20 protein-coding genes and 1 tRNA gene are annotated in these 18931 nt (G+C 58.3%); 12 read left to right on the top strand and 9 right to left on the bottom strand.

Going from position 1 to position 18931, the window contains the following annotated elements; genetic code table 11:
* Nucleotides 1–59: 59 nt before the first annotated feature.
* A complete protein-coding gene (locus tag CWM57_RS06175; protein ID WP_100675792.1) occupies nucleotides 60–803 on the top strand; it encodes an SDR family oxidoreductase in 744 nt (247 codons plus the stop codon).
* 205 nt (nucleotides 804–1008) lie between these two features.
* Here the strand turns inward: CWM57_RS06175 and CWM57_RS06180 are convergent, their stop codons facing one another.
* The 6 genes from CWM57_RS06180 to CWM57_RS06205 form a co-directional block, all read right to left on the bottom strand.
* Entirely contained in the window at nucleotides 1009–1512 is a 504-nt protein-coding gene (locus CWM57_RS06180) for a protein disulfide oxidoreductase (protein ID WP_100675793.1), read from the bottom strand.
* Entirely contained in the window at nucleotides 1502–2113 is a 612-nt protein-coding gene (locus CWM57_RS06185; protein WP_100631276.1) for a DsbA family protein, read from the bottom strand. Before CWM57_RS06185 ends, CWM57_RS06180 begins: the two co-directional genes overlap by 11 nt.
* 1 nt (nucleotide 2114) lies before the next feature.
* On the bottom strand, nucleotides 2115–4124 hold the full coding sequence (locus CWM57_RS06190) for a protein-disulfide reductase DsbD family protein (RefSeq protein WP_100675794.1): 2010 nt from the start codon (nucleotides 4122–4124) through the stop codon (nucleotides 2115–2117).
* 49 nt (nucleotides 4125–4173) lie between these two features.
* Nucleotides 4174–4533, bottom strand: a complete 360-nt coding sequence (locus tag CWM57_RS06195; protein WP_100675795.1) for a copper resistance protein — start codon at nucleotides 4531–4533, stop codon at nucleotides 4174–4176.
* Nucleotides 4534–4657: 124 nt separating this feature from the next.
* A complete protein-coding gene (gene bglA, locus CWM57_RS06200; protein ID WP_074387612.1) occupies nucleotides 4658–6091 on the bottom strand; it encodes a 6-phospho-beta-glucosidase BglA in 1434 nt (477 codons plus the stop codon).
* Nucleotides 6092–6210: 119 nt separating this feature from the next.
* Complete coding sequence (locus CWM57_RS06205) at nucleotides 6211–6939, bottom strand: MurR/RpiR family transcriptional regulator (RefSeq protein WP_061156320.1); 729 nt, start codon at nucleotides 6937–6939, stop codon at nucleotides 6211–6213.
* A gap of 50 nt (nucleotides 6940–6989) precedes the next feature.
* On the opposite strand from CWM57_RS06205, the gene yqfB reads away from it, so the two are divergent.
* Nucleotides 6990–7301, top strand: coding sequence for a N(4)-acetylcytidine aminohydrolase (gene yqfB / locus CWM57_RS06210; RefSeq protein ID WP_074387613.1), 312 nt, complete (start codon nucleotides 6990–6992; stop codon nucleotides 7299–7301).
* A 163-nt stretch (nucleotides 7302–7464) separates the two neighbouring features.
* Nucleotides 7465–8124, top strand: coding sequence for a PAQR family membrane homeostasis protein TrhA (gene trhA, locus CWM57_RS06215; protein WP_061153356.1), 660 nt, complete (start codon nucleotides 7465–7467; stop codon nucleotides 8122–8124).
* A 177-nt stretch (nucleotides 8125–8301) separates the two neighbouring features.
* On the opposite strand, the gene ygfZ is transcribed toward trhA, so the two are convergent.
* Nucleotides 8302–9285, bottom strand: a complete 984-nt coding sequence (ygfZ, locus tag CWM57_RS06220; RefSeq protein ID WP_100631278.1) for a tRNA-modifying protein YgfZ — start codon at nucleotides 9283–9285, stop codon at nucleotides 8302–8304.
* Between the two features lie 245 nt (nucleotides 9286–9530).
* On the opposite strand from ygfZ, the gene sdhE reads away from it, so the two are divergent.
* Nucleotides 9531–9797, top strand: coding sequence for an FAD assembly factor SdhE (sdhE, locus tag CWM57_RS06225; protein ID WP_043520925.1), 267 nt, complete (start codon nucleotides 9531–9533; stop codon nucleotides 9795–9797).
* A complete protein-coding gene (locus CWM57_RS06230) occupies nucleotides 9778–10188 on the top strand; it encodes a protein YgfX (RefSeq protein ID WP_002916310.1) in 411 nt (136 codons plus the stop codon). The genes sdhE and CWM57_RS06230 overlap by 20 nt, the downstream gene beginning before the upstream one ends.
* A gap of 6 nt (nucleotides 10189–10194) precedes the next feature.
* Here CWM57_RS06230 and fldB read toward each other — a convergent pair whose 3' ends face one another.
* Entirely contained in the window at nucleotides 10195–10716 is a 522-nt protein-coding gene (fldB, locus tag CWM57_RS06235; RefSeq protein WP_008806427.1) for a flavodoxin FldB, read from the bottom strand.
* 100 nt (nucleotides 10717–10816) lie between these two features.
* Here fldB and xerD point away from each other — a divergent pair, with 100 nt between their 5' ends.
* The 5 genes from xerD to lysS all read left to right on the top strand — a co-directional run bounded on the left by xerD (nucleotide 10817) and on the right by lysS (nucleotide 16899).
* On the top strand, nucleotides 10817–11713 hold the full coding sequence (xerD, locus tag CWM57_RS06240) for a site-specific tyrosine recombinase XerD (RefSeq protein WP_043876074.1): 897 nt from the start codon (nucleotides 10817–10819) through the stop codon (nucleotides 11711–11713).
* A 22-nt stretch (nucleotides 11714–11735) separates the two neighbouring features.
* Nucleotides 11736–12449, top strand: coding sequence for a bifunctional protein-disulfide isomerase/oxidoreductase DsbC (dsbC, locus tag CWM57_RS06245; protein WP_061153358.1), 714 nt, complete (start codon nucleotides 11736–11738; stop codon nucleotides 12447–12449).
* Nucleotides 12450–12454: 5 nt separating this feature from the next.
* Nucleotides 12455–14188, top strand: coding sequence for a single-stranded-DNA-specific exonuclease RecJ (gene recJ, locus CWM57_RS06250; RefSeq protein ID WP_074387616.1), 1734 nt, complete (start codon nucleotides 12455–12457; stop codon nucleotides 14186–14188).
* Between the two features lie 85 nt (nucleotides 14189–14273).
* A protein-coding gene (prfB, locus tag CWM57_RS06255; RefSeq protein ID WP_100631279.1) for a peptide chain release factor 2 occupies nucleotides 14274–15372 on the top strand; the annotation gives its coding sequence in 2 pieces (ribosomal slippage) (nucleotides 14274–14348 and nucleotides 14350–15372; 1098 coding nt in all).
* A 9-nt stretch (nucleotides 15373–15381) separates the two neighbouring features.
* Nucleotides 15382–16899, top strand: coding sequence for a lysine--tRNA ligase (gene lysS / locus CWM57_RS06260; protein ID WP_061153360.1), 1518 nt, complete (start codon nucleotides 15382–15384; stop codon nucleotides 16897–16899).
* A gap of 229 nt (nucleotides 16900–17128) precedes the next feature.
* On the opposite strand, the gene idi is transcribed toward lysS, so the two are convergent.
* Entirely contained in the window at nucleotides 17129–17683 is a 555-nt protein-coding gene (idi, locus tag CWM57_RS06265; protein ID WP_061153361.1) for an isopentenyl-diphosphate Delta-isomerase, read from the bottom strand.
* A gap of 278 nt (nucleotides 17684–17961) precedes the next feature.
* Here idi and actS point away from each other — a divergent pair, with 278 nt between their 5' ends.
* A complete protein-coding gene (gene actS / locus CWM57_RS06270; RefSeq protein ID WP_061153362.1) occupies nucleotides 17962–18675 on the top strand; it encodes an amidase activator ActS in 714 nt (237 codons plus the stop codon).
* A gap of 80 nt (nucleotides 18676–18755) precedes the next feature.
* Nucleotides 18756–18829: transfer RNA gene (locus tag CWM57_RS06275), tRNA-Gly, on the top strand.
* Nucleotides 18830–18931 lie beyond the last annotated feature (102 nt).

An 18931-nucleotide genomic window follows, 5' to 3' on the forward strand; every position in this document is an offset into this window, starting at 1 on the left:
TGGTGAATTAGCTAAACTTTTAAAGGCGCTGCGGCGCCTTTATTTTTTGGAGGGAAGGTATGGCGATAGCACTGATTAGCGGCGCGAGCCGCGGAATAGGCCGGGCGACGGCGCTGCTGTTGGCGCAGGAAGGGTATACCGTCGCGGTCAATTACCATCACAACATTAAAGCTGCCACCGAAGTGGTCAATACCATTGTTGAATCTGGCGGCAAAGCCGCGGCGCTGCGGGCGGATATCAGCGATGAAGCTCAGGTGATGGCGATGTTTGAGGCGATTGACCGCATGGGCGAACCGCTGGCGGCGTTGGTCAACAATGCCGGGATCCTGTTTACCCAATGTACGGTGGAGAGCCTGAGCGCCGAGCGTATTAACCGCGTGCTGGCCACCAACGTCACCGGTTATTTCCTTTGCTGCCGTGAGGCGGTCAAGCGTATGTCGCATCGGCATGGCGGCAAGGGTGGGGCGATAGTTAACGTGTCGTCGGCGGCGTCGCGCCTTGGCGCGCCGGGGGAGTACGTTGACTATGCCGCTTCAAAGGGAGCGGTAGATACCCTGACCACCGGGCTGGCGCTGGAGGTGGCGGCGCAGGGGATCCGGGTGAACGGCGTGCGTCCGGGGCTGATTTATACCGAAATGCACGCCTCCGGCGGCGAACCAGGACGCGTGGATCGAGTGAAGCATTCGCTGCCGATGCAGCGCGGCGGCCAGCCGGAAGAGGTCGCTCAGGCCATTGCCTGGCTGCTGAGCGACAAAGCGTCGTATGTGACGGGCAGTTTCCTTGAACTGGCGGGGGGGAAATAACCCGCTGATGTCAATTGCCCGGCGGCGCTGCGCTTGCCGGGCCTACAGGGTAACCTTTCCGGATAGCGGCTACGCCTTATCCGGGCTACCCAACGATGCGTACCCGTAGCCCGGCTGAGCGCAGCGCGAGCCGGGGAAACCTTCCCGGATGGCGGCTACGCCTTATCCGGGCTACCCAACAACGCAAGCCGGGGAAACCGACGATCTACCAGGAGGCCAGCCACAGTCTCAGACGCATTCCCCAACTGCTGGTCCAGCCGGTGGTAACCGACTTCACCTCGCCTTGAGAAATGAACACCAGCGTTGGCGTCACCTGCACGTCCCACTGCCGCGCCAGCTGGCCGCTTGGATCATTCACCGTCGGCAGCGCCATTTTCTTCCTTGTCAGCCACTTCTCCAGCGCGGCGTTATCGCCGGAACGCAGGGCTACCGTTAGCACATTGCCGCCGTCGGCGGCGAGCGATGCCACCGACGGCGTGGTATAGCGACAAACCCCGCACCAGGTCGCCCAGACGTACAGCAGTAGCGGCTTTTGCTGGCTCATGGCGTTCAGATCCAGCGTCCTGCCGTCGAGGGTTTGTAGCGGCGTGGCGCTGATGTTTTGCGGCAACGCGGGCTGGCGGAAATAATCTACCGCCAGGCTCACCGCCGCGCCAATCAGCAGCCACACCGCCAGCTCGCGCAGCCAGCGCCTGATTTTACTGGCCACGGGCTTTCGCCAGCTGTTCTTTCACCAGCCCGTCCAGCTCATCAGCAGGGATCGCGCCGGCCACCATCTGATCGCCGATGATGGTTGCCGGGGTGCCCTGAATATTCAGCACCTGCGACAAAATTAGGTTCATCTTCAGCGAGTCCATGGTCTTGTCATCGACACTGACGCTATCGGTGGCGGTTTTCTTCTGCGCCGCGGCGATACTGGCGTCATCGTGATAGCCCTTTTTCGCCATCAGCCGCTGATGCAGCGCCCAGAACTTATCGGGCTGTTGACGCCAGGTGGAGAGCGCGGCTTTAGCGGCATTCACCGAACTCTGCCCTTTAAACGGCAGCAGCTTAATGATGAGCTGAATGTCCGGATTATCGTGGACGATTTTTTCCAGCATCGGATCAAACTGTTTGCAGTAAGGGCAGTTGTAATCGGTAAATGAGACGATCGTGAGCTTTGGTTCTTTCGCGCCGGTGCGCGGGCTGTTCGGATCGTTAAACAGCAGTTGGGCTAACTGGTCATTACCGTTTGCTTGCGGTTCTTCCGCCGGGGCGGCGAAGCTGAAGGCCGATACGCACAGCAGCAATAAGGCGGTGATAGCTCTCATGTTATTTTCCTTTAGCGGCGGACAGGGTGGCGAGAAGGTGTTCGCGGTCTAACAGCGCAGGCAGGATCTGTCCCTGCGGCAATCCCGGTCCGTAAATCTGGTTAAACGGCACCGCGGCGCTGCCGCGAGCGGTTAAAAACTGACTAATCGTGGCGGAGGGGCGGCTCCAGTCGCCGCGTAAGGCGACTACGTCTGGCGCTAACAGCGCCCGCTGGACGTCATCGCGCAGCAGCACGTTGTATTTATTGGCTTTACAGGTCACGCACCAGTCGGCGGTGACATCAATAAATACCCGTTTATGCTCCGCAAGGGCGTTAGCGATAGCCTGCTCGCTGAGCGGCTGCCAGTTAACCCGGTCGCGGCGCGGGCCCTGGCCGTCCTGTTGGGCGACAAAGGCGACGGCGCCCGCCACCACGATGGCCAGGGCGCTCGCGCGCAGCGCCGTACGCCAGCGGTAGCGCCAGGCGGTGGCCAATAGCAGGCCGATGGCCAGAATCACCAGCAGGGTAAGCACCGGCGTGCGGCCGATGTGGATCGTCAGCAGGCTGACCAGCCATAGTGCTGAACCAAGCATCATTAGCCCCAACACCACGCGCAGATGATTCATCCAGCGGCCTGGACGTGGAAGTCGTTGCGCCAGCCCCGGCCAGGCGACAATAAGCAGCCACGGCAGGCTCATGCCGATCCCCATGGCGAAGAAAATCCCCCACAGCAGCGGCAACGGCGCCACCAGCGCCACCGACACGGCGGTACCGAGGAACGGCGCGGTACAGGGCGTCGCCAGCAGGGTGGCGAAGGCGCCCTGCCAAAAATGGCCCATCAAGCCGTTGCCGCCGCGGGTGGCGAGGAAGGTACTGGCGCTGGAGGAGAGACGGATTTCGAATAGTCCCAATAAACTGGCGCTGAACAGCACCATCACCAGCGCCATCGCGCTGATAAACCACGGGTTCTGGAACTGGATCCCCCAGCCGATCGCCTGATTACCTAAGCGTAGCGCGGTCATCATCAGCGCCAGCGCCAGGAAGGAGACGACGATCCCGCATACCGAGGCGAGGAACTGCCGCCGCACCGCGCCGCGTTCACGACGTTCGGTTTGCACCAATGAGCCGAGTTTCATCGCCAGCACCGGCAGCACGCAAGGCATGATGTTGAGAATAAGTCCGCCGGCCAGCGCCATCAGCAGCACCCAACCTAACGCCAGCCCCGGCGCGGTACTGCCGGCACTGATGGCGATCTGGCTTTCCTGCGCCTGGCCGCTATCGGCCAGCACCAGCGACAGCGTTTTGCCGCTCAGGTCCGGCGCCGCTTCGCCCCAGCTATCGGTGACCGGTACGGTGGCGGTTAACGTATCGCCGCGGCTGGTAAAACTCGGCGTACCGAAATCGACATCCTCCATGCTGTCGATAAACAGCGCTGGCTGCTGCCAGCCGGCATCGCGGCGGGCGGTCACCGTCAGTTTGCCGCTGACGTAGCTGGCGCTAAGCGCCGAGGTGAGACCGTCGCGCAGCGGCAGCGTGCCCATCGCGCGGGTGAAATCGTAATTAAATTGCTCTCCCGCCGGAGCCGTCATATCCAGCGAAAAGGGGTAGTCAGTGAGAATGCAGACATTGCTGCAGGTAGAGAGCGTCAGGACGCCGCTAAGCGTCGGCGGTATTTTCCCGCGCAGGGTTATCGGGAAGCTGACGTCGCCGTGATACCCCTGAGTGGAAATACCCGCGACGTCGAAGCGTTGCGGCGTCGGCCAGCGCCAGTTCACCTCCAGCGGCGTGCGCCAGGCGATAGCCGGCGCGATGCCGCCTTCGCCCGGCGAACGCCAGTAGGTTTTCCAGCCTTTTTCCAGCGCCACGTCTAAAAGCAGGCGGGTGTCGCCATTGCTCTCGGTTTGCGCCCGCAGGCGCACGCTGGCGTGTTGATTGTCGGCGACGCGCAGCCAGCCGCTATCGGCGGCCTGGCTGACGGGCAGCCATAGCCAAAGCAGGCAGACCAGCAGTCGCCTGAATACCATAAACATAAATTTTCTCCGTAAGTAATAAATTAACCTGAGCTGTCAGGAGAATTAATCACTCACGGAAGACGCATAATCGCAGATGCACCCGCAATCGGGGTGAGGAGATAACGCGGGGAGGCCACTGGCGTTCGATACGCGGCGGGATCGCCGCCAGCACCGCCAGCAGCAGAGTGATAGCCAACAGCGCCCCTTCAAACAGCATCGGCGGAACGGCCATCAGCGACTTGGCGCTGAGCTCGCACGGCGTGACCGGCGCCTCGGCCTTATCCTGGTTTTGCTGTAGCGACGGGCTGTCGGCGGTGAGGTTCATGACCAGCGCGTGCATCCCGGCCATCCGCTGGGCGGTGCAGGTCAGCACCACCAGACAGGCCAGGAGGACAAAAAGAATGGCTTTGCGTTGTCGCTTAATCATGATCGCCTCAAATATTCACGCGGCCTATCTTATCGGGCGAACGCGTTTTGGCAATGGTAAAGCTGTAAAGAAGTGTCTGGCGGATAAGTGATTTGCCCCCTCCCGGCCGGGAGAGGGCGGTCAGTTACAGATTCTCGCCGTTGCTGGCGATGACTTCTTTGTACCAGTTAAAGCTCTTCTTGCGCGAGCGGGACATATCGCCGGTGCCGTCGTCGTGTTTATTGACGTAGATGAAGCCGTAGCGTTTGCTGTACTGTCCGGTGGTGAAGGAGACGCAGTCGATGCAGCCCCATGGGGTATAGCCCATCAGATCGACGCCGTCATAAGTCACCGCTTTAATCATCTCTTCGACGTGAGCGCGCAGATAATCGATGCGGTAGTCATCGTTGATGCTGCCGTCGGCTTCGACTTTGTCGTAGGCGCCAAAGCCGTTTTCCACGATAAACAGCGGCTTCTGGTAGCGCTCATACAGTTCGCACAGGGCGTAGCGCAGGCCAACCGGGTCAATCTGCCAGCCCCAGTCGGAGGCTTTCACGTGCGGGTTCGGCACGCTGCCTTCGAAGCCGGAAATGGCGTCGCCGGTACCGCCTTCGGCTTTCACCGCGTTGGTCATGTAGTAGCTGAAGCCGAGATAGGCGCAGGTGCCTTCGCGCAGGATCTGCGCATCGCCGTCTTCCATTTTGATGTTGAAGCCACGGCGTTCCCATTCATTCAACACATAGCTCGGGTAGTAACCGCGCAACTGGACATCGGTAAAGACGTAGCGTTCGCGCATCGACTCCTGGGCGAACATGACATCTTCCGGTTTGCAGGAATAAGGGTAGAGGGCGACCATCGCCAGCATGCAGCCGACCTGCATATCCGGGTTGATACGACGGGCCGCTTTCACCGCCAGCGCGCTGGCGACAAACTGGTGATGCAGCACCTGGTACATGGTCTCTTCCGGATTTTCATGCTCGGTATAGACCACGCCGGAACAGCAGTAGCCGAACAGCGGCGCGCGCCAGTTGCGCTGGTTATTGATCTCGTTAAAGGTCATCCAGTATTTCACTTTGTGCTTATAGCGCTCGAAGACCACTTCGGCGAAGCGCACAAAGAAATTGACCACTTTGCGGTTGGTCCAGCCGCCGTACTGCTGTACCAGATGCAGCGGCATTTCAAAGTGGGAAAGGGTGATCACCGGTTCGATGTTGTACTTCAGCAGTTCATCGAACATGTCATCGTAGAATTGCAGCCCTTCTTCATTCGGCTGAGTTTCGTCGCCCTGCGGGAAGATGCGGGTCCAGGCAATAGAGGTGCGGAAGCACTTGAAGCCCATCTCGGCGAACAGCTTGATGTCTTCTTTGTAGTGGCCGTAGAAATCGACCGCTTCATGATTAGGGTAATATTTACCCGCTTCGACCTGGTGGGTGATTTCGCGCGGTACGCCGTGCGCCCCGCCGGTTAAAACGTCGCAGATGCTCGGGCCTTTGCCGCCTTTATTCCAGCCGCCTTCAACCTGATGCGCGGCGACCGCGCCGCCCCATAAAAAGTCTTTTGGAAGAGTCAATTTTTTCATCTTTGCTAATCTCTCTGAATCACTATTGCGATTGAGTCTAGCAAAGCGAAATTGAATGTCACGATATAACAAATCCCGCCAAACGTAATATGTTACATCGAAAAAACAGGCTGTTATTTTTAGCTGATTTTGCGCGCTAATTTACGTCCCAGCGATTCAAGGATATAGATCACCGGAATTTGCGTCGTAATATCGTAGACGCCGCCAATACGCGTCTGCGGCACGTGCCACGAGAGATTGAAATCAGCCAGTTTCGCCAGCCGCGAATGCTCGTGGCTGGTAATCGACATCACCTTGCAGCGGTGCAGGCTGAACTGGCTGGCGAAGCGCAGGATCTCTTCGGTTTCGCCGGAGACGGAAAGCACGATCGCCAGCGCGTTACGGGCCATATCATTGGTTACCGGGAAATAGGGGTCGTCAATATGGTTGCTGAATTTACCGACGTTGGAAAAGAAGCGTGCGCCATATTTCGCCAGCGCGCCGGAGGTGCCGGCACCGACGAAAATAATACGTTCGGAGGCGAGAATAATATCGACCGCCTGTTCGAGTAACGCATCGAACTCGTCATTATTGACGCTTTTAAAAAAGCTCATTATTTCGCTGGCGCCGATATTTGCCTGTTGAGGCTCATTCTGCTCAAGATATAATTTAAAGCGTACGCGAAATTCAGAGTAGCCCTCGCACTGCAGTTTGCGGCAGAAGCGCAACACGGTGGTGGTGGAGACCCCGGCGGCTTCGGCCAGTTCGCGGATGGTCATGTACATCACTTTGTCACGATTCTTAATGACGTAGTGGTAGACCATCATCTCAAGATTATTGAGACTGGCGACAGCGGCGTGGGAGAACATACTCACAGTGGCGAACTCACAATTCATAATGACCAGGACGGAATTATATCATGCAGGCCAATGACATTACCTTTTTTCAGCGCTTTCAGGACGACATCCTCGCCGGGCGCAAAACGATTACCATCCGCGATGCGGCGGAATCGCATTTTAAACCGGGTGACGTCCTGCGCGTTGGGCGCTATGAAGATGACGGCTATTTTTGCACCATCGCCGTGACCGCCACCTCGACGGTGACGCTCGATACGCTAACTGAACAGCATGCCCGGCAGGAGAATATGACCCTCGAACAACTGCGGCAGGTGATTAGGGAAATCTATCCTACGGAAGAACGGTTTTATGTTATTGAATTCAAACGCCTTTAAATAAAAGCAGCACAGCTGTTAGTTGAAATAATATTGTAACATTATGATTTTAATGTATTTACAAATATACATCGTTTTATTTTAGCTAACAGGTGTTCACTGGAATCATTCTCAGTTACCCTAAGTGGGCAATGAAAGCGTTCTTGTTTTCACGGAGTCAAATATGGTGCGCAAACCATTAATCACTCAGGGATATTCTCTGGCAGAGGAAGTTGCCAACAGTATCAGTCACGGGATCGGGCTGGTGTTCGGTATTGTCGGCCTCGTGTTGCTGCTGGTGCAGGCGGTAGACACGAACGCCAGCGCAACGGCGATCACCAGCTACAGCCTGTACGGCGGCAGCATGATTATGCTGTTCCTCGCCTCCACGCTCTATCACGCTATCCCGCATCAGCGGGCGAAACAGTGGCTGAAAAAGTTCGACCACTGCGCTATCTACCTGTTGATTGCCGGGACCTACACGCCGTTCTTGCTGGTGGGGTTGAATTCACCGCTGGCGAAGGGGCTGATGATCGTCATCTGGAGCCTGGCGCTGCTGGGGATCCTGTTTAAGCTGACCATCGCGCACCGCTTTAAAATTCTGTCGCTGGTGACTTATCTGACCATGGGCTGGCTGTCGCTTATCGTGGTCTATCAGCTGGCAGTGAAGCTGGCGGTGGGCGGCGTAACGCTGCTGGCGGTTGGCGGGGTGGTGTACTCGCTTGGGGTCATCTTCTACGTCTGCAAACGTATTCCCTATAACCACGCTATCTGGCACGGCTTCGTGCTCGGCGGCAGCGTGTGTCACTTCCTGGCGATCTATCTTTACATCGGTCAACACTGACAAAAAGCCCCAACAGGGGCTTTTTGGTGACTCGTTCTGACTACTTCCACGGTGGCGCTACGCTTACCGTGGCTACGATACTCTGCGACCTGGAAATCCCACGGTGGCGCTGACATTCTGCGGCCTGGTAGCCTGGCTAAGGCGCAAGCGCCGCAAGCCGGGAATCATGACGCCTTACTACTCTTCTTCCAGCGAATAGGGCAACGGTTCGATGCGCAGGCTGCCGGCATCGTCGCGCACGCGGAACACGCTGTCCGGCTCCATATCGTTATTCATCACCACCTGCACCAGCAGACGGCCATCATCCAGCTGAACCGCCGCCAGCACCGTCCCGGTGCGGCGCCAGTTGTCGCCCATTTTCAGCTCCAGATCTTCCCCGGCTTCCGGCACCCGGCTGGCGGTCCCTGACAGCGTCCACAGCGCGCGCTTATTGGCGCCGCGGAATTTCGCCCGCGCGACCATTTCCTGGCCGGTGTAGCAGCCTTTCCTGAAGCTGATACCGCCCAGCGCCTGCAGGTTGGTCGCCTGCGGAATGAACTGCGCGCTGTTGGCGCTGTCGATAACCGGCAGACCGGCTTCAATATTCAGCGCCAGCCACTGCTGGCTGTTGTTGAGCTGTGCTTCGCCGCGCAGCGCGTCGGTAACACGGTTAGCGGTGTCGACATCAGTCACCAGCAGGAAGCGTTCGCCCGGATGGTCAAACCACAGCAGGCTGGTGGCGCCTTCGCTGACCACCGGGGTGGCCGCGTCGGGCAGGGCGGCGAACAACGGCGCCAGCGCGGCGCGCGCCTGGAAGCCGGCCACCCCCAGCAGGACCAGATCGTCGTTGGCGGCGATGGTGACTTTAGAGAAGACGGCATATTTTTTCAGTTCGGTCAGCTGCACGTCGCGCAGGCTGCGGCGCTCGATCCATGCGAAGCCGCCGTCGCGGCGGAACACGCGCAGGTTGCTCCACATCTTGCCTTTGGCGTCACAGTGGGCGGCAAGCAGATGCTGAGCATCGGTGAGACTGCTCACATCGGCGGTAATCTGGCCCTGCAGATATTTTTCGCTATCCGGCCCGCTAATCGTCGCCAGCGCCCAATCATCCAGGGTCATCAGCGTTAACGGCAGACGAGCGGAAGAGGAAGGCTGACGCGGAGGAAAAGGTGTAAAAGCCATAGTCATATCCTGAATCGCTTAACGCAGTGTGTGTGACCAATGGTAAAAGAGCTATAGTGCATTGCAAGTGCTTTCAACAGGCCATTTGTGCGCTGGCGTGAGACAGCCGCCTGACGCAGGGAATCAATAAGCCCATCATTATTTTATGGTTTTTATGGAATGATGCTCGCATTCAGCGATATTCCTGTAAAGTTACGGCATAAAACGGGTTAAACTAACCTATATTTTGCTGCTGGAAGGTCAACATGGACATTAACAATAAAGCACGTATCCACTGGGCATGCCGCCGCGGGATGCGCGAACTCGACATCTCCATCATGCCGTTCTTTGAGTATGAGTACGATACGCTCAGCGATACTGACAAACAGCTGTTCATTCGCCTGCTGGAAAATGACGATCCGGATCTATTCAACTGGCTGATGAATCACGGCAAACCGGCCGATGCGGAGCTGCAGCGGATGGTAACCTTAATTCAGACACGGAATCGGGAACGTGGTCCTGTGGCAATCTGATCTCCGTATCTCCTGGCGCGCGCAGTGGTTTTCCCTGCTGCTCCACGGCGTTGTGGCGGCGCTGGTGCTGCTGGTCCCCTGGCCGCTGAGCTACACCCCGATCTGGCTGCTGCTGTTGTCGCTGGTGGTGTTTGACTGCGTGCGCAGCCAGCGGCGGATCCATGCCCGTCGCGGAGAGATAAAACTGCTCACCGATTCCCGTCTTCGCTGGCAAAACGCCGAATGGGAGATCCTCGGGACGCCGTGGGTCATCAATAGCGGTATGCTGCTGCGGTTACGCCATGTCGATACCCGGCGCGGGCAGCATCTGTGGCTGGCGGCGGATAGCATGGATGCCGGAGAATGGCGAGATTTGCGCCGGCTGGTGCTGCAAAAACCGGCGCAGGAGTAAGCGGCGTCAGGAGAAGTGTTCGGCCATTTCGCCGAGGATCTGCTCGCACCAGCTCTGGATGCGCTCGTCGCTCAGGTCGTACTGATTGGTTTCATCCAGCGCCAGGCCAACGAACAGTTGGCCATCGGCGATAACCGGTTTTGGACTGGTGAACTCATAGCCTTCGGTTGGCCAGTAGCCGACAAATTTCACGCCTTTGGTCGCCAGCTTGTCGTGCAGCATGCCCAGTGCGTCAAGGAACCATTCACCATAGCCCAGCTGATCGCCCATGCCGTACAGCGCGACGATTTTGCCTTCCAGGTCCAGGGTATCCAGTTGCTCCCAGACCGCCTCCCAGTCTTCCTGAATTTCGCCGAAATCCCAGGTCGGGATGCCGAGGATCAGTACGTCGTACTGGCTCATCAGCGCGGGGGAATCGTCTTTCAGATTGTGCAGCGTCACCAGCTCGGGGCCGATGATATCGCGGATTTTCTCCGCAGCCATTTCGGTGTAGCAGGTACTGGAGCCGTAAAAAAGACCTATATTCATCGCGTAAACGTCTCAATTCTTGCCGTGAATTGCGCCCAGTGTACCAGAAAGGCGGCCTCTTAAGGCATAATGAGACCGTATAACGAACAAAGAGGCCGATGTGAAACAGGATCTGGCACAAATCGAACAGTTTCTCGATGCCCTTTGGCTGGAGCGGAATCTGGCGGAGAATACGCTCAGCGCCTACCGTCGCGATCTGACGATGTTAGTCGAGTGGCTGCACCATCGCGGCCTGTCGCTGGTAAGCGTCGGCAGCGACGATCTGCAGGCGCTACTGGCCGAGCGGCAGTCCGGCGGCTACAAAGCCACCAGCACCGCGCGGCTGCTCAGCGCCGTGCGCCGGTTCTTCCAGCATCTGTATCGGGAGAAAATTCGCCCGGACGATCCCAGCGCGCTGCTGGCTTCGCCGAAGCTGCCGCAGCGGTTGCCGAAAGATCTCAGCGAGGCGCAGGTTGAACGCTTGCTGCAGGCGCCGCTGGTGGAGCAACCGCTGGAATTACGCGATAAGGCGATGCTGGAGGTACTGTATGCCACCGGCCTGCGCGTCTCGGAGCTGGTTGGCCTGACGATGAGCGATATCAGCCTGCGTCAGGGCGTGTTGCGGGTCATTGGTAAAGGCAACAAAGAACGGCTGGTGCCGCTGGGCGAAGAGGCGGTAATGTGGGTGGAAAATTACCTCGAATACGGTCGCCCGTGGCTGCTGAACGGCGTGGCCTCGGATGTATTATTTCCCAGCCAGCGCGCGCAGCAGATGACGCGCCAGACCTTCTGGCACCGCATTAAACACTATGCCGTCCTGGCGGGGATCGACAGCGCGAAGCTCTCCCCGCACGTATTACGCCATGCCTTCGCCACGCATTTGCTCAATCACGGCGCCGACCTGCGCGTGGTGCAGATGCTGTTAGGACACAGCGATCTCTCCACCACGCAGATCTACACCCACGTGGCGACCGAGCGTCTGCGACAACTTCATCAACAGCACCACCCGCGGGCGTGAGTGCTGAACAAAAGGACTGAGTATGAAAAAAGGTTTATTGATGTTCACTCTGCTGGCGGCCTCGCTTTCCGGCGCGGCGCATGCCGATAGCGCGGCGATCAAACAGTCGCTGGCGAAGCTGGGTGTGCAGAGTACCGATATCCAACCGTCGCCGGTTTCCGGGATGAGCACGGTGTTGACCGACAGCGGCGTCCTGTACGTCACTGACGATGGCAAACACATCATCCAGGGGCCGATGTACGATGTGAGCGGCGCGCAGCCGGTCAACGTCACCAACCAGTTGCTGGTCGGTAAGCTGAACGCGCTGAGCAACGAGATGATTGTCTATAAAGCGCCGAAGGAGCAGCACGTCATTACCGTCTTTACCGATATCACCTGCGGCTACTGCCATAAACTGCACGAGCAGATGAGCGACTACAACGCGCTGGGCATTACCGTGCGCTATCTGGCCTTCCCGCGCCAGGGGCTGCAAAGCCAGGCCGAGCAGGACATGAAAGCCATCTGGTGCGCGAAAGATCGCAACAAAGCGCTGGATGACGCTATGAACGGCAAAGGCGTACAGCCGGCAAGCTGCAGCGTGGATATCGCCAAACATTACACACTCGGCGTGCAGATGGGCGTCAACGGTACCCCGGCGATGGTCCTCAGCAACGGTATGGTGTTGCCGGGCTATCAGGGGCCGAAAGAGCTGAAAGCGTTCCTCGACGAGCATAAAAAACAGACAAGCGGTAACTGATTCGCGTGAAACAACAGATACAACTACGCCGCCGTGAGGCGGTTGACGGCGTCGATCTCCCCGCCGACCTGCCGCCGCTGCTGCAGCGGCTGTACGCCAGCCGCGGGGTGCGCAGTGCGCAGGAGCTGGAGCGCAGCGTCAAAGGCATGCTGCCGTGGACGCAGCTCACCGGTGTTGAAAAAGCGGTTGAGATGCTGCACGACGCTTTCGAGAATGGGTTGCACATTGTCGTGGTCGGCGATTTTGACGCCGACGGCGCCACCAGCACCGCGCTCAGCGTGCTCGCCTTACGTGCGCTGGGCTACGGCAACGTCTCCTATCTGGTGCCGAACCGTTTTGAAGACGGCTACGGCTTAAGCCCGGAAGTGGTCGATCAGGCGCACGCCCGTGGCGCGCAGATGATCATGACCGTCGACAACGGCATTTCGTCACATGCCGGCGTCGACCATGCCCATGCGCTGGGCATTCCGGTGCTGGTGACCGATCACCATCTGCCGGGCGAGACGCTACCGGCGGCCGAGGCCATCGTTAACCCTAACCTGCGCGAGTGTGATTTCCCCTCGAAATCACTGGCCGGGGTCGGGGTGGCGTTCTATCTGATGCTGGCGCTGCGTACCTTCCTGCGCGATAAAGGCTGGTTCGACGCCCGCGGTATCGCCGCGCCAAACCTGGCTGAGCTACTGGATCTGGTGGCGCTTGGCACCGTCGCGGACGTCGTGCCGCTGGATGCCAATAACCGCATTCTGACCTGGCAGGGATTAAGCCGTATTCGCGCCGGTAAATGTCGCCCAGGCATTAAAGCGCTGCTGGAAATTTCCAACCGCGATCCGCAAAAACTGGCCGCCAGCGACCTCGGGTTCGCCCTCGGGCCGCGCCTGAACGCGGCGGGGCGGCTGGACGATATGTCCGTCGGCGTGGCGCTGCTGCTGTGCGATAACATCGGCGAAGCGCGCGTGTTAGCCAACGAGCTCGATGCGCTTAATCAGACGCGCAAAGAGATCGAGCAGGGAATGCAGGCCGAGGCGTTGACCTTGTGTCAGCAACTGGAGCGCAGCAGCGACACCCTGCCCGGCGGGCTGGCGATGTATCATCCGCAGTGGCATCAGGGGGTAGTCGGCATTCTCGCCTCGCGGATTAAGGAGCGCTTCCATCGCCCGGTTATCGCTTTTGCGCCTACCGGCGACGGCACGCTCAAAGGCTCCGGACGCTCCATTCAGGGGCTGCACATGCGCGATGCGCTGGAGCGCCTGGATACGCTCTATCCGGGGCTGATCCTGAAGTTCGGTGGCCACGCGATGGCGGCGGGCTTATCGCTGGAAGAGGCGCGCTTTGAGGAGTTTCAGCAGCGCTTCGGCGAGCTGGTGACCGAATGGCTGGATCCGGCATTATTGCAGGGCGAGGTGGTCTCCGACGGCCCGCTGGCAGCGGCGGAGATGAGCATGGAAGTGGCGCAGATGCTGCGCGATGCCGGACCATGGGGGCAGATGTTCCCGGAACCGCTGTTTGATGGCCGTTTTCGCCTGCTGCAGCAGCGGCTGGTAGGCGAGCGTCACCTGAAAGTGATGGTCGAACCGGTTGGCGGCGGCCCGCTGCTGGACGGTATTGCTTTCAACGTTGATACTTCCATTTGGCCGGACAACGGCGTGCGCGAAGTGCAGTTAGCCTACAAGCTCGACATCAACGAGTTCCGCGGCAACCGCAGCCTACAGCTGATCATCGATCACCTCTGGCCAAATTGACAACAGTGTATTAATAAGGGCGCGAATCCGGTAGAATTCCGCTCTTATCACCGCATTTTGACAAATCCATTAAAAGAAACCGACCATGTTTGAAATAAATCCGGTAAAAAACCGCATTCAGGACCTCACGGAGCGCTCCGACGTTCTTAGGGGGTATCTTTGACTACGATGCCAAGAAAGAGCGTCTCGAAGAAGTAAACGCCGAGCTGGAACAGCCGGACGTCTGGAACGAACCTGAACGCGCCCAGGCGCTGGGTAAAGAGCGTTCTTCCCTGGAAGCCATCGTGGATACCCTGGATCAGATGTCCCAGGGGCTGGAAGACGTGGCTGGTCTGCTGGAGCTGGCGGTTGAAGCCGAAGACGAAGAGACCTTCAACGAAGCGGTTGCTGAGCTGGACGGGCTGGAAGAGAAGCTGGCGCAGCTTGAGTTCCGCCGCATGTTCTCCGGCGAATACGACAGCGCCGATTGCTACCTCGACATTCAGGCCGGTTCTGGCGGCACCGAAGCCCAGGACTGGGCCAGCATGCTGACGCGCATGTACCTGCGCTGGGCGGAAGCGCGCGGCTTTAAGACCGAAATCATCGAAGAATCCGAAGGTGAAGTCGCGGGCATTAAATCCGTGACCATCAAAATCATTGGCGATTACGCCTATGGCTGGCTGCGTACGGAAACCGGTGTTCACCGCCTGGTGCGTAAAAGCCCGTTCGATTCCGGCGGCCGTCGTCATACCTCCTTTAGCTCGGCGTTCGTTTATCCGGAAGTGGATGACGATATTGATATCGAAATCAACCCGGCGGATCTGCGCATTGACGTTTATCGCGCATCCGGCGCGGGCGGTCAGCACGTTAACCGTACGGAATCCGCGGTGCGTATCACCCACATTCCGACCGGCTTAGTGACGCAGTGCCAGAACGACCGTTCACAGCACAAGAACAAAGACCAGGCCATGAAGCAGATGAAAGCGAAGCTTTATGAGCTGGAAATGCAGAAGAAAAATGCCGAGAAGCAGGCGATGGAAGACAACAAGTCCGACATCGGCTGGGGCAGCCAGATCCGCTCTTACGTGCTGGACGACTCGCGTATTAAAGATCTGCGTACCGGGGTGGAAACCCGCAACACTCAGGCGGTGCTCGACGGCAGCCTGGACCAATTTATCGAAGCAAGTTTGAAAGCAGGGTTATGAGGAACCAACATGTCTGAACAACAAGCACAGGGCGCTGACGCGGCAATTGACCTTAATAATGAACTGAAAACCCGCCGTGAGAAGCTGGCTGCGCTGCGTGAGCAGGGCGTCGCTTTCCCGAACGATTTCCGTCGTGACCATACCTCTGACCAACTGCACGCTGACTTCGATGCGAAAGAAAACGAAGAGCTGGAAGCGCTGAACGTTGAAGTGGCCGTTGCTGGCCGCATGATGACCCGTCGTATCATGGGTAAAGCGTCTTTCGTTACCCTGCAGGACGTTGGCGGCCGCATTCAGCTGTACGTCGCGCGTGATGACCTGGCGGAAGGCGTTTATAACGACCAGTTCAAAAAATGGGATCTCGGCGACATCATCGCCGCCCGCGGTAAGCTGTTCAAGACTAAAACCGGCGAGCTGTCCATTCACTGCACCGAGCTGCGTCTGCTGACCAAAGCCCTGCGTCCGCTGCCGGACAAATTCCACGGCCTGCAGGATCAGGAAGCGCGCTATCGTCAACGTTACCTCGATCTGATCTCCAACGATGAATCCCGCAATACTTTCAAAGTGCGTTCGCAGATCCTGGCGGGTATCCGTCAGTTCATGGTTGGCCGCGGCTTTATGGAAGTGGAAACCCCGATGATGCAGGTGATCCCGGGCGGCGCTTCCGCGCGTCCGTTCATCACCCATCACAATGCGCTGGATTTGGACATGTATCTGCGTATCGCGCCGGAACTGTACCTCAAGCGTCTGGTGGTTGGCGGCTTCGAACGCGTCTTCGAGATCAACCGTAACTTCCGTAACGAAGGGATTTCCGTTCGTCATAACCCAGAGTTCACCATGATGGAACTCTATATGGCGTACGCGGATTACAAAGATCTGATCGAGCTGACCGAATCCCTGTTCCGCACCCTGGCGCAGGATATCCTCGGTAACACCGCCGTGCCTTACGGTGACCAGGTGTTCGACTTCGGCAAGCCGTTCGAAAAACTGACCATGCGTGAAGCGATCAAGAAATACCGTCCGGAAACCGAGATGGCGGATCTGGATAACTTCGATTCCGCGAAAGCGATCGCTGAGTCCATCGGCATTAAAGTTGAGAAGAGCTGGGGTCTGGGCCGTATCGTGACCGAGATCTTCGAAGAAGTGGCGGAAGCGCATCTGATTCAGCCGACCTTCATCACCGAATATCCGGCAGAAGTTTCTCCGCTGGCGCGCCGTAACGATGAGAACCCGGAAATCACCGACCGCTTTGAATTCTTCATCGGCGGTCGTGAGATCGGTAACGGCTTTAGCGAGCTGAACGACGCCGAAGACCAGGCGCAGCGCTTCCAGGATCAGGTTGATGCGAAAGCTGCTGGCGACGACGAAGCGATGTTCTACGACGAAGACTACGTCACCGCGCTGGAACACGGCCTGCCGCCGACCGCTGGTCTGGGTATCGGTATCGACCGTATGGTCATGCTGTTCACCAACAGCCACACCATCCGCGACGTGATCCTGTTCCCGGCGATGCGTCCGCAGAAATAATCGCGTCTCGCGAAAGACAAAAAACCCGGCTTGCCGGGTTTTTTTATGTCTGATGTGAGGTCCGAAGCCTGGCGTAGCCCGGCTCAGCGCAGCGCAAGCCGGGGGATCCCGGATAGCGGCGTAAACGCCTTATCCGGGCTACGTAACGGCGCAGAACCGTAGGCCTGTGCATGCGTAGCGCCGCCAGGCAATGATGACAGGTAGGGGGGCAGCTGCGAGAATAGTCAGCTTACGCGCGCAGATGCGCAACGAAATCGATCAGCGCCTGGCGGGCGTCCTGGTTTTCGGCTTCCAGCACCATCCACGGGCTAAACGCCCACGGCGTAGCGGCCAGCGCGCTTAACATGGTTGGCAGGTCAACCCACTGATAGTCCATGACTTCATCATCGTTAGGCTGCACTTCGCTCACTACGCGCGCGGCATACACCGGACACACTTCGTTCTCAACGATACCGTTCGGGGCGACCGCCCGGTAGCGGAAGGCCGGGTGAATCGGCGCGATATCGGCGATCTCCACGCCGAGCTCGAAACGACAGCGGCGTGTGACGGCCTGCTCGAAGGTCTCGCCCTGCTGGGGGTGTCCGCAGACTGAGTTGGTCCACACACCGGGCCAGGCTTTTTTGCCCAGCGAACGACGGGTGACCAGAAACTGACCCTGCTGATTAAACAACCAGCAGGAAAACGCGAGATGCAAAGGGGTATCAAGCGTGTGGGCGGCATACTTCTCCAGCATACCGGCAGGTTGATCCTGCTCATCCAGTAAAATGACGTGTTCCCCGGCCATGACGACTCCTGAAAATAAAAAATGACCCGGCACAAACCCGCCGGGTCATGTACTCAGGCCACTAGGGTAGCCCATAAATGGGAGAAAGGCATTACCAAAACAAGCCCTGGAGGCTGGGCTCACGACGCGTGGTACGGGCGTGAATCTTTCCGTCGCTGGCCGCATGCGATGCCTGAGGGGCATCTGTTAGCCATCAGGGATGACGCCTTGCGCCGCGGACTGGTATGATAATCGCCCTGGTTGCGAGGTAAGTGGTTGTGTTAAGTGCAGGATGCCTGATGATGAAACGCTTTTATATGACACTGATGCTGGTGGCAAGCCTGGTGCTGGTCGGTTGCTCCAGCACCTCCGATTCCGGTGCGACCTACACCGTCAAGCGTGGCGATACCCTGTATGGCATCTCCCGCACCACCGGCACCAGCGTTCGCGATCTGGCTCGCCTGAATAACATCTCTCCGCCTTACACCATTGAGGTGGGGCAGAAGCTGAAGCTTAACGGTAGCGGCGCGTCAAAGACGACGAAGAAAAAGTCTTCCTCTACGCGTACTGCGGCGGTCACCCCTTCTTCTGCGGTACCTCAATCCTCCTGGCCGCCGGTGGGACAGCGCTGCTGGCGCTGGCCGACCAGTGGCAAAGTGGTCCTGCCTTATTCCACCGCCGATGGCGGCAATAAGGGCATTGATATTGCCGGGACACGCGGGCAGCCGGTGTATGCCGCCGGGGCGGGCAAGGTGGTGTACGTCGGCAACCAGCTGCGCGGCTATGGCAACCTGATCATGATTAAGCACAGTGAGGATTACATCACTGCCTACGCCCACAATGATAAGCTGATGGTGAATAACGGTCAGAGCGTGAAAGCCGGCCAGCAAATTGCCACCATGGGCAGTACGGATGCCGATTCAGTGCGTCTGCATTTCCAGATCCGCTATCGGGCGACGGCCATCGATCCGCTGCGCTATCTGCCGCCGCAAGGCAGTAAACCTAAGTGCTAAAAGGTTATTTTATCGCCAGTCAGTATCCGGCGGGCTTGTCACAGGGTGCGTAAGGGCTATAATGCTTCTCGCACCTCTTCGCGGGCGTAGTTCAATGGTAGAACGAGAGCTTCCCAAGCTCTATACGAGGGTTCGATTCCCTTCGCCCGCTCCAAACTCAAGTCTCCTGAAGTCTACCCAACTCAATTTTCCCTAGATAAATCAGCGGTTATAGCTTTCTGTTAGTCTATTGAACTCCGACGGAGGACTCCACTTT

The sequence above is a fragment of the Klebsiella sp. G-Nf4 genome, assembly GCF_002810615.1.
In the GTDB taxonomy this organism is placed as follows: Bacteria; Pseudomonadota; Gammaproteobacteria; order Enterobacterales; family Enterobacteriaceae; genus Klebsiella; species Klebsiella variicola.

What these genes read in the sequence shown, in the direction of transcription:
- ygfZ (WP_100631278.1), bottom strand. Translation starts at nt 9,285, where the DNA reads ATGGCTTTTACACCTTTTCCTCCGCGTCAGCCTTCCTCTTCCGCTCGT.
- bglA (WP_074387612.1), bottom strand. Translation starts at nt 6,091, where the DNA reads ATGAAAAAATTGACTCTTCCAAAAGACTTTTTATGGGGCGGCGCGGTC.
- idi (WP_061153361.1), bottom strand. Translation starts at nt 17,683, where the DNA reads ATGGCCGGGGAACACGTCATTTTACTGGATGAGCAGGATCAACCTGCC.
- CWM57_RS06190 (WP_100675794.1), bottom strand. Translation starts at nt 4,124, where the DNA reads ATGTTTATGGTATTCAGGCGACTGCTGGTCTGCCTGCTTTGGCTATGG.
- actS (WP_061153362.1), top strand. Translation starts at nt 17,962, where the DNA reads ATGATGAAACGCTTTTATATGACACTGATGCTGGTGGCAAGCCTGGTG.
- CWM57_RS06175 (WP_100675792.1), top strand. Translation starts at nt 60, where the DNA reads ATGGCGATAGCACTGATTAGCGGCGCGAGCCGCGGAATAGGCCGGGCG.
- fldB (WP_008806427.1), bottom strand. Translation starts at nt 10,716, where the DNA reads ATGAATATAGGTCTTTTTTACGGCTCCAGTACCTGCTACACCGAAATG.
- CWM57_RS06195 (WP_100675795.1), bottom strand. Translation starts at nt 4,533, where the DNA reads ATGATTAAGCGACAACGCAAAGCCATTCTTTTTGTCCTCCTGGCCTGT.
- CWM57_RS06185 (WP_100631276.1), bottom strand. Translation starts at nt 2,113, where the DNA reads ATGAGAGCTATCACCGCCTTATTGCTGCTGTGCGTATCGGCCTTCAGC.
- trhA (WP_061153356.1), top strand. Translation starts at nt 7,465, where the DNA reads ATGGTGCGCAAACCATTAATCACTCAGGGATATTCTCTGGCAGAGGAA.
- sdhE (WP_043520925.1), top strand. Translation starts at nt 9,531, where the DNA reads ATGGACATTAACAATAAAGCACGTATCCACTGGGCATGCCGCCGCGGG.
- dsbC (WP_061153358.1), top strand. Translation starts at nt 11,736, where the DNA reads ATGAAAAAAGGTTTATTGATGTTCACTCTGCTGGCGGCCTCGCTTTCC.
- yqfB (WP_074387613.1), top strand. Translation starts at nt 6,990, where the DNA reads ATGCAGGCCAATGACATTACCTTTTTTCAGCGCTTTCAGGACGACATC.
- lysS (WP_061153360.1), top strand. Translation starts at nt 15,382, where the DNA reads ATGTCTGAACAACAAGCACAGGGCGCTGACGCGGCAATTGACCTTAAT.
- CWM57_RS06205 (WP_061156320.1), bottom strand. Translation starts at nt 6,939, where the DNA reads ATGTTCTCCCACGCCGCTGTCGCCAGTCTCAATAATCTTGAGATGATG.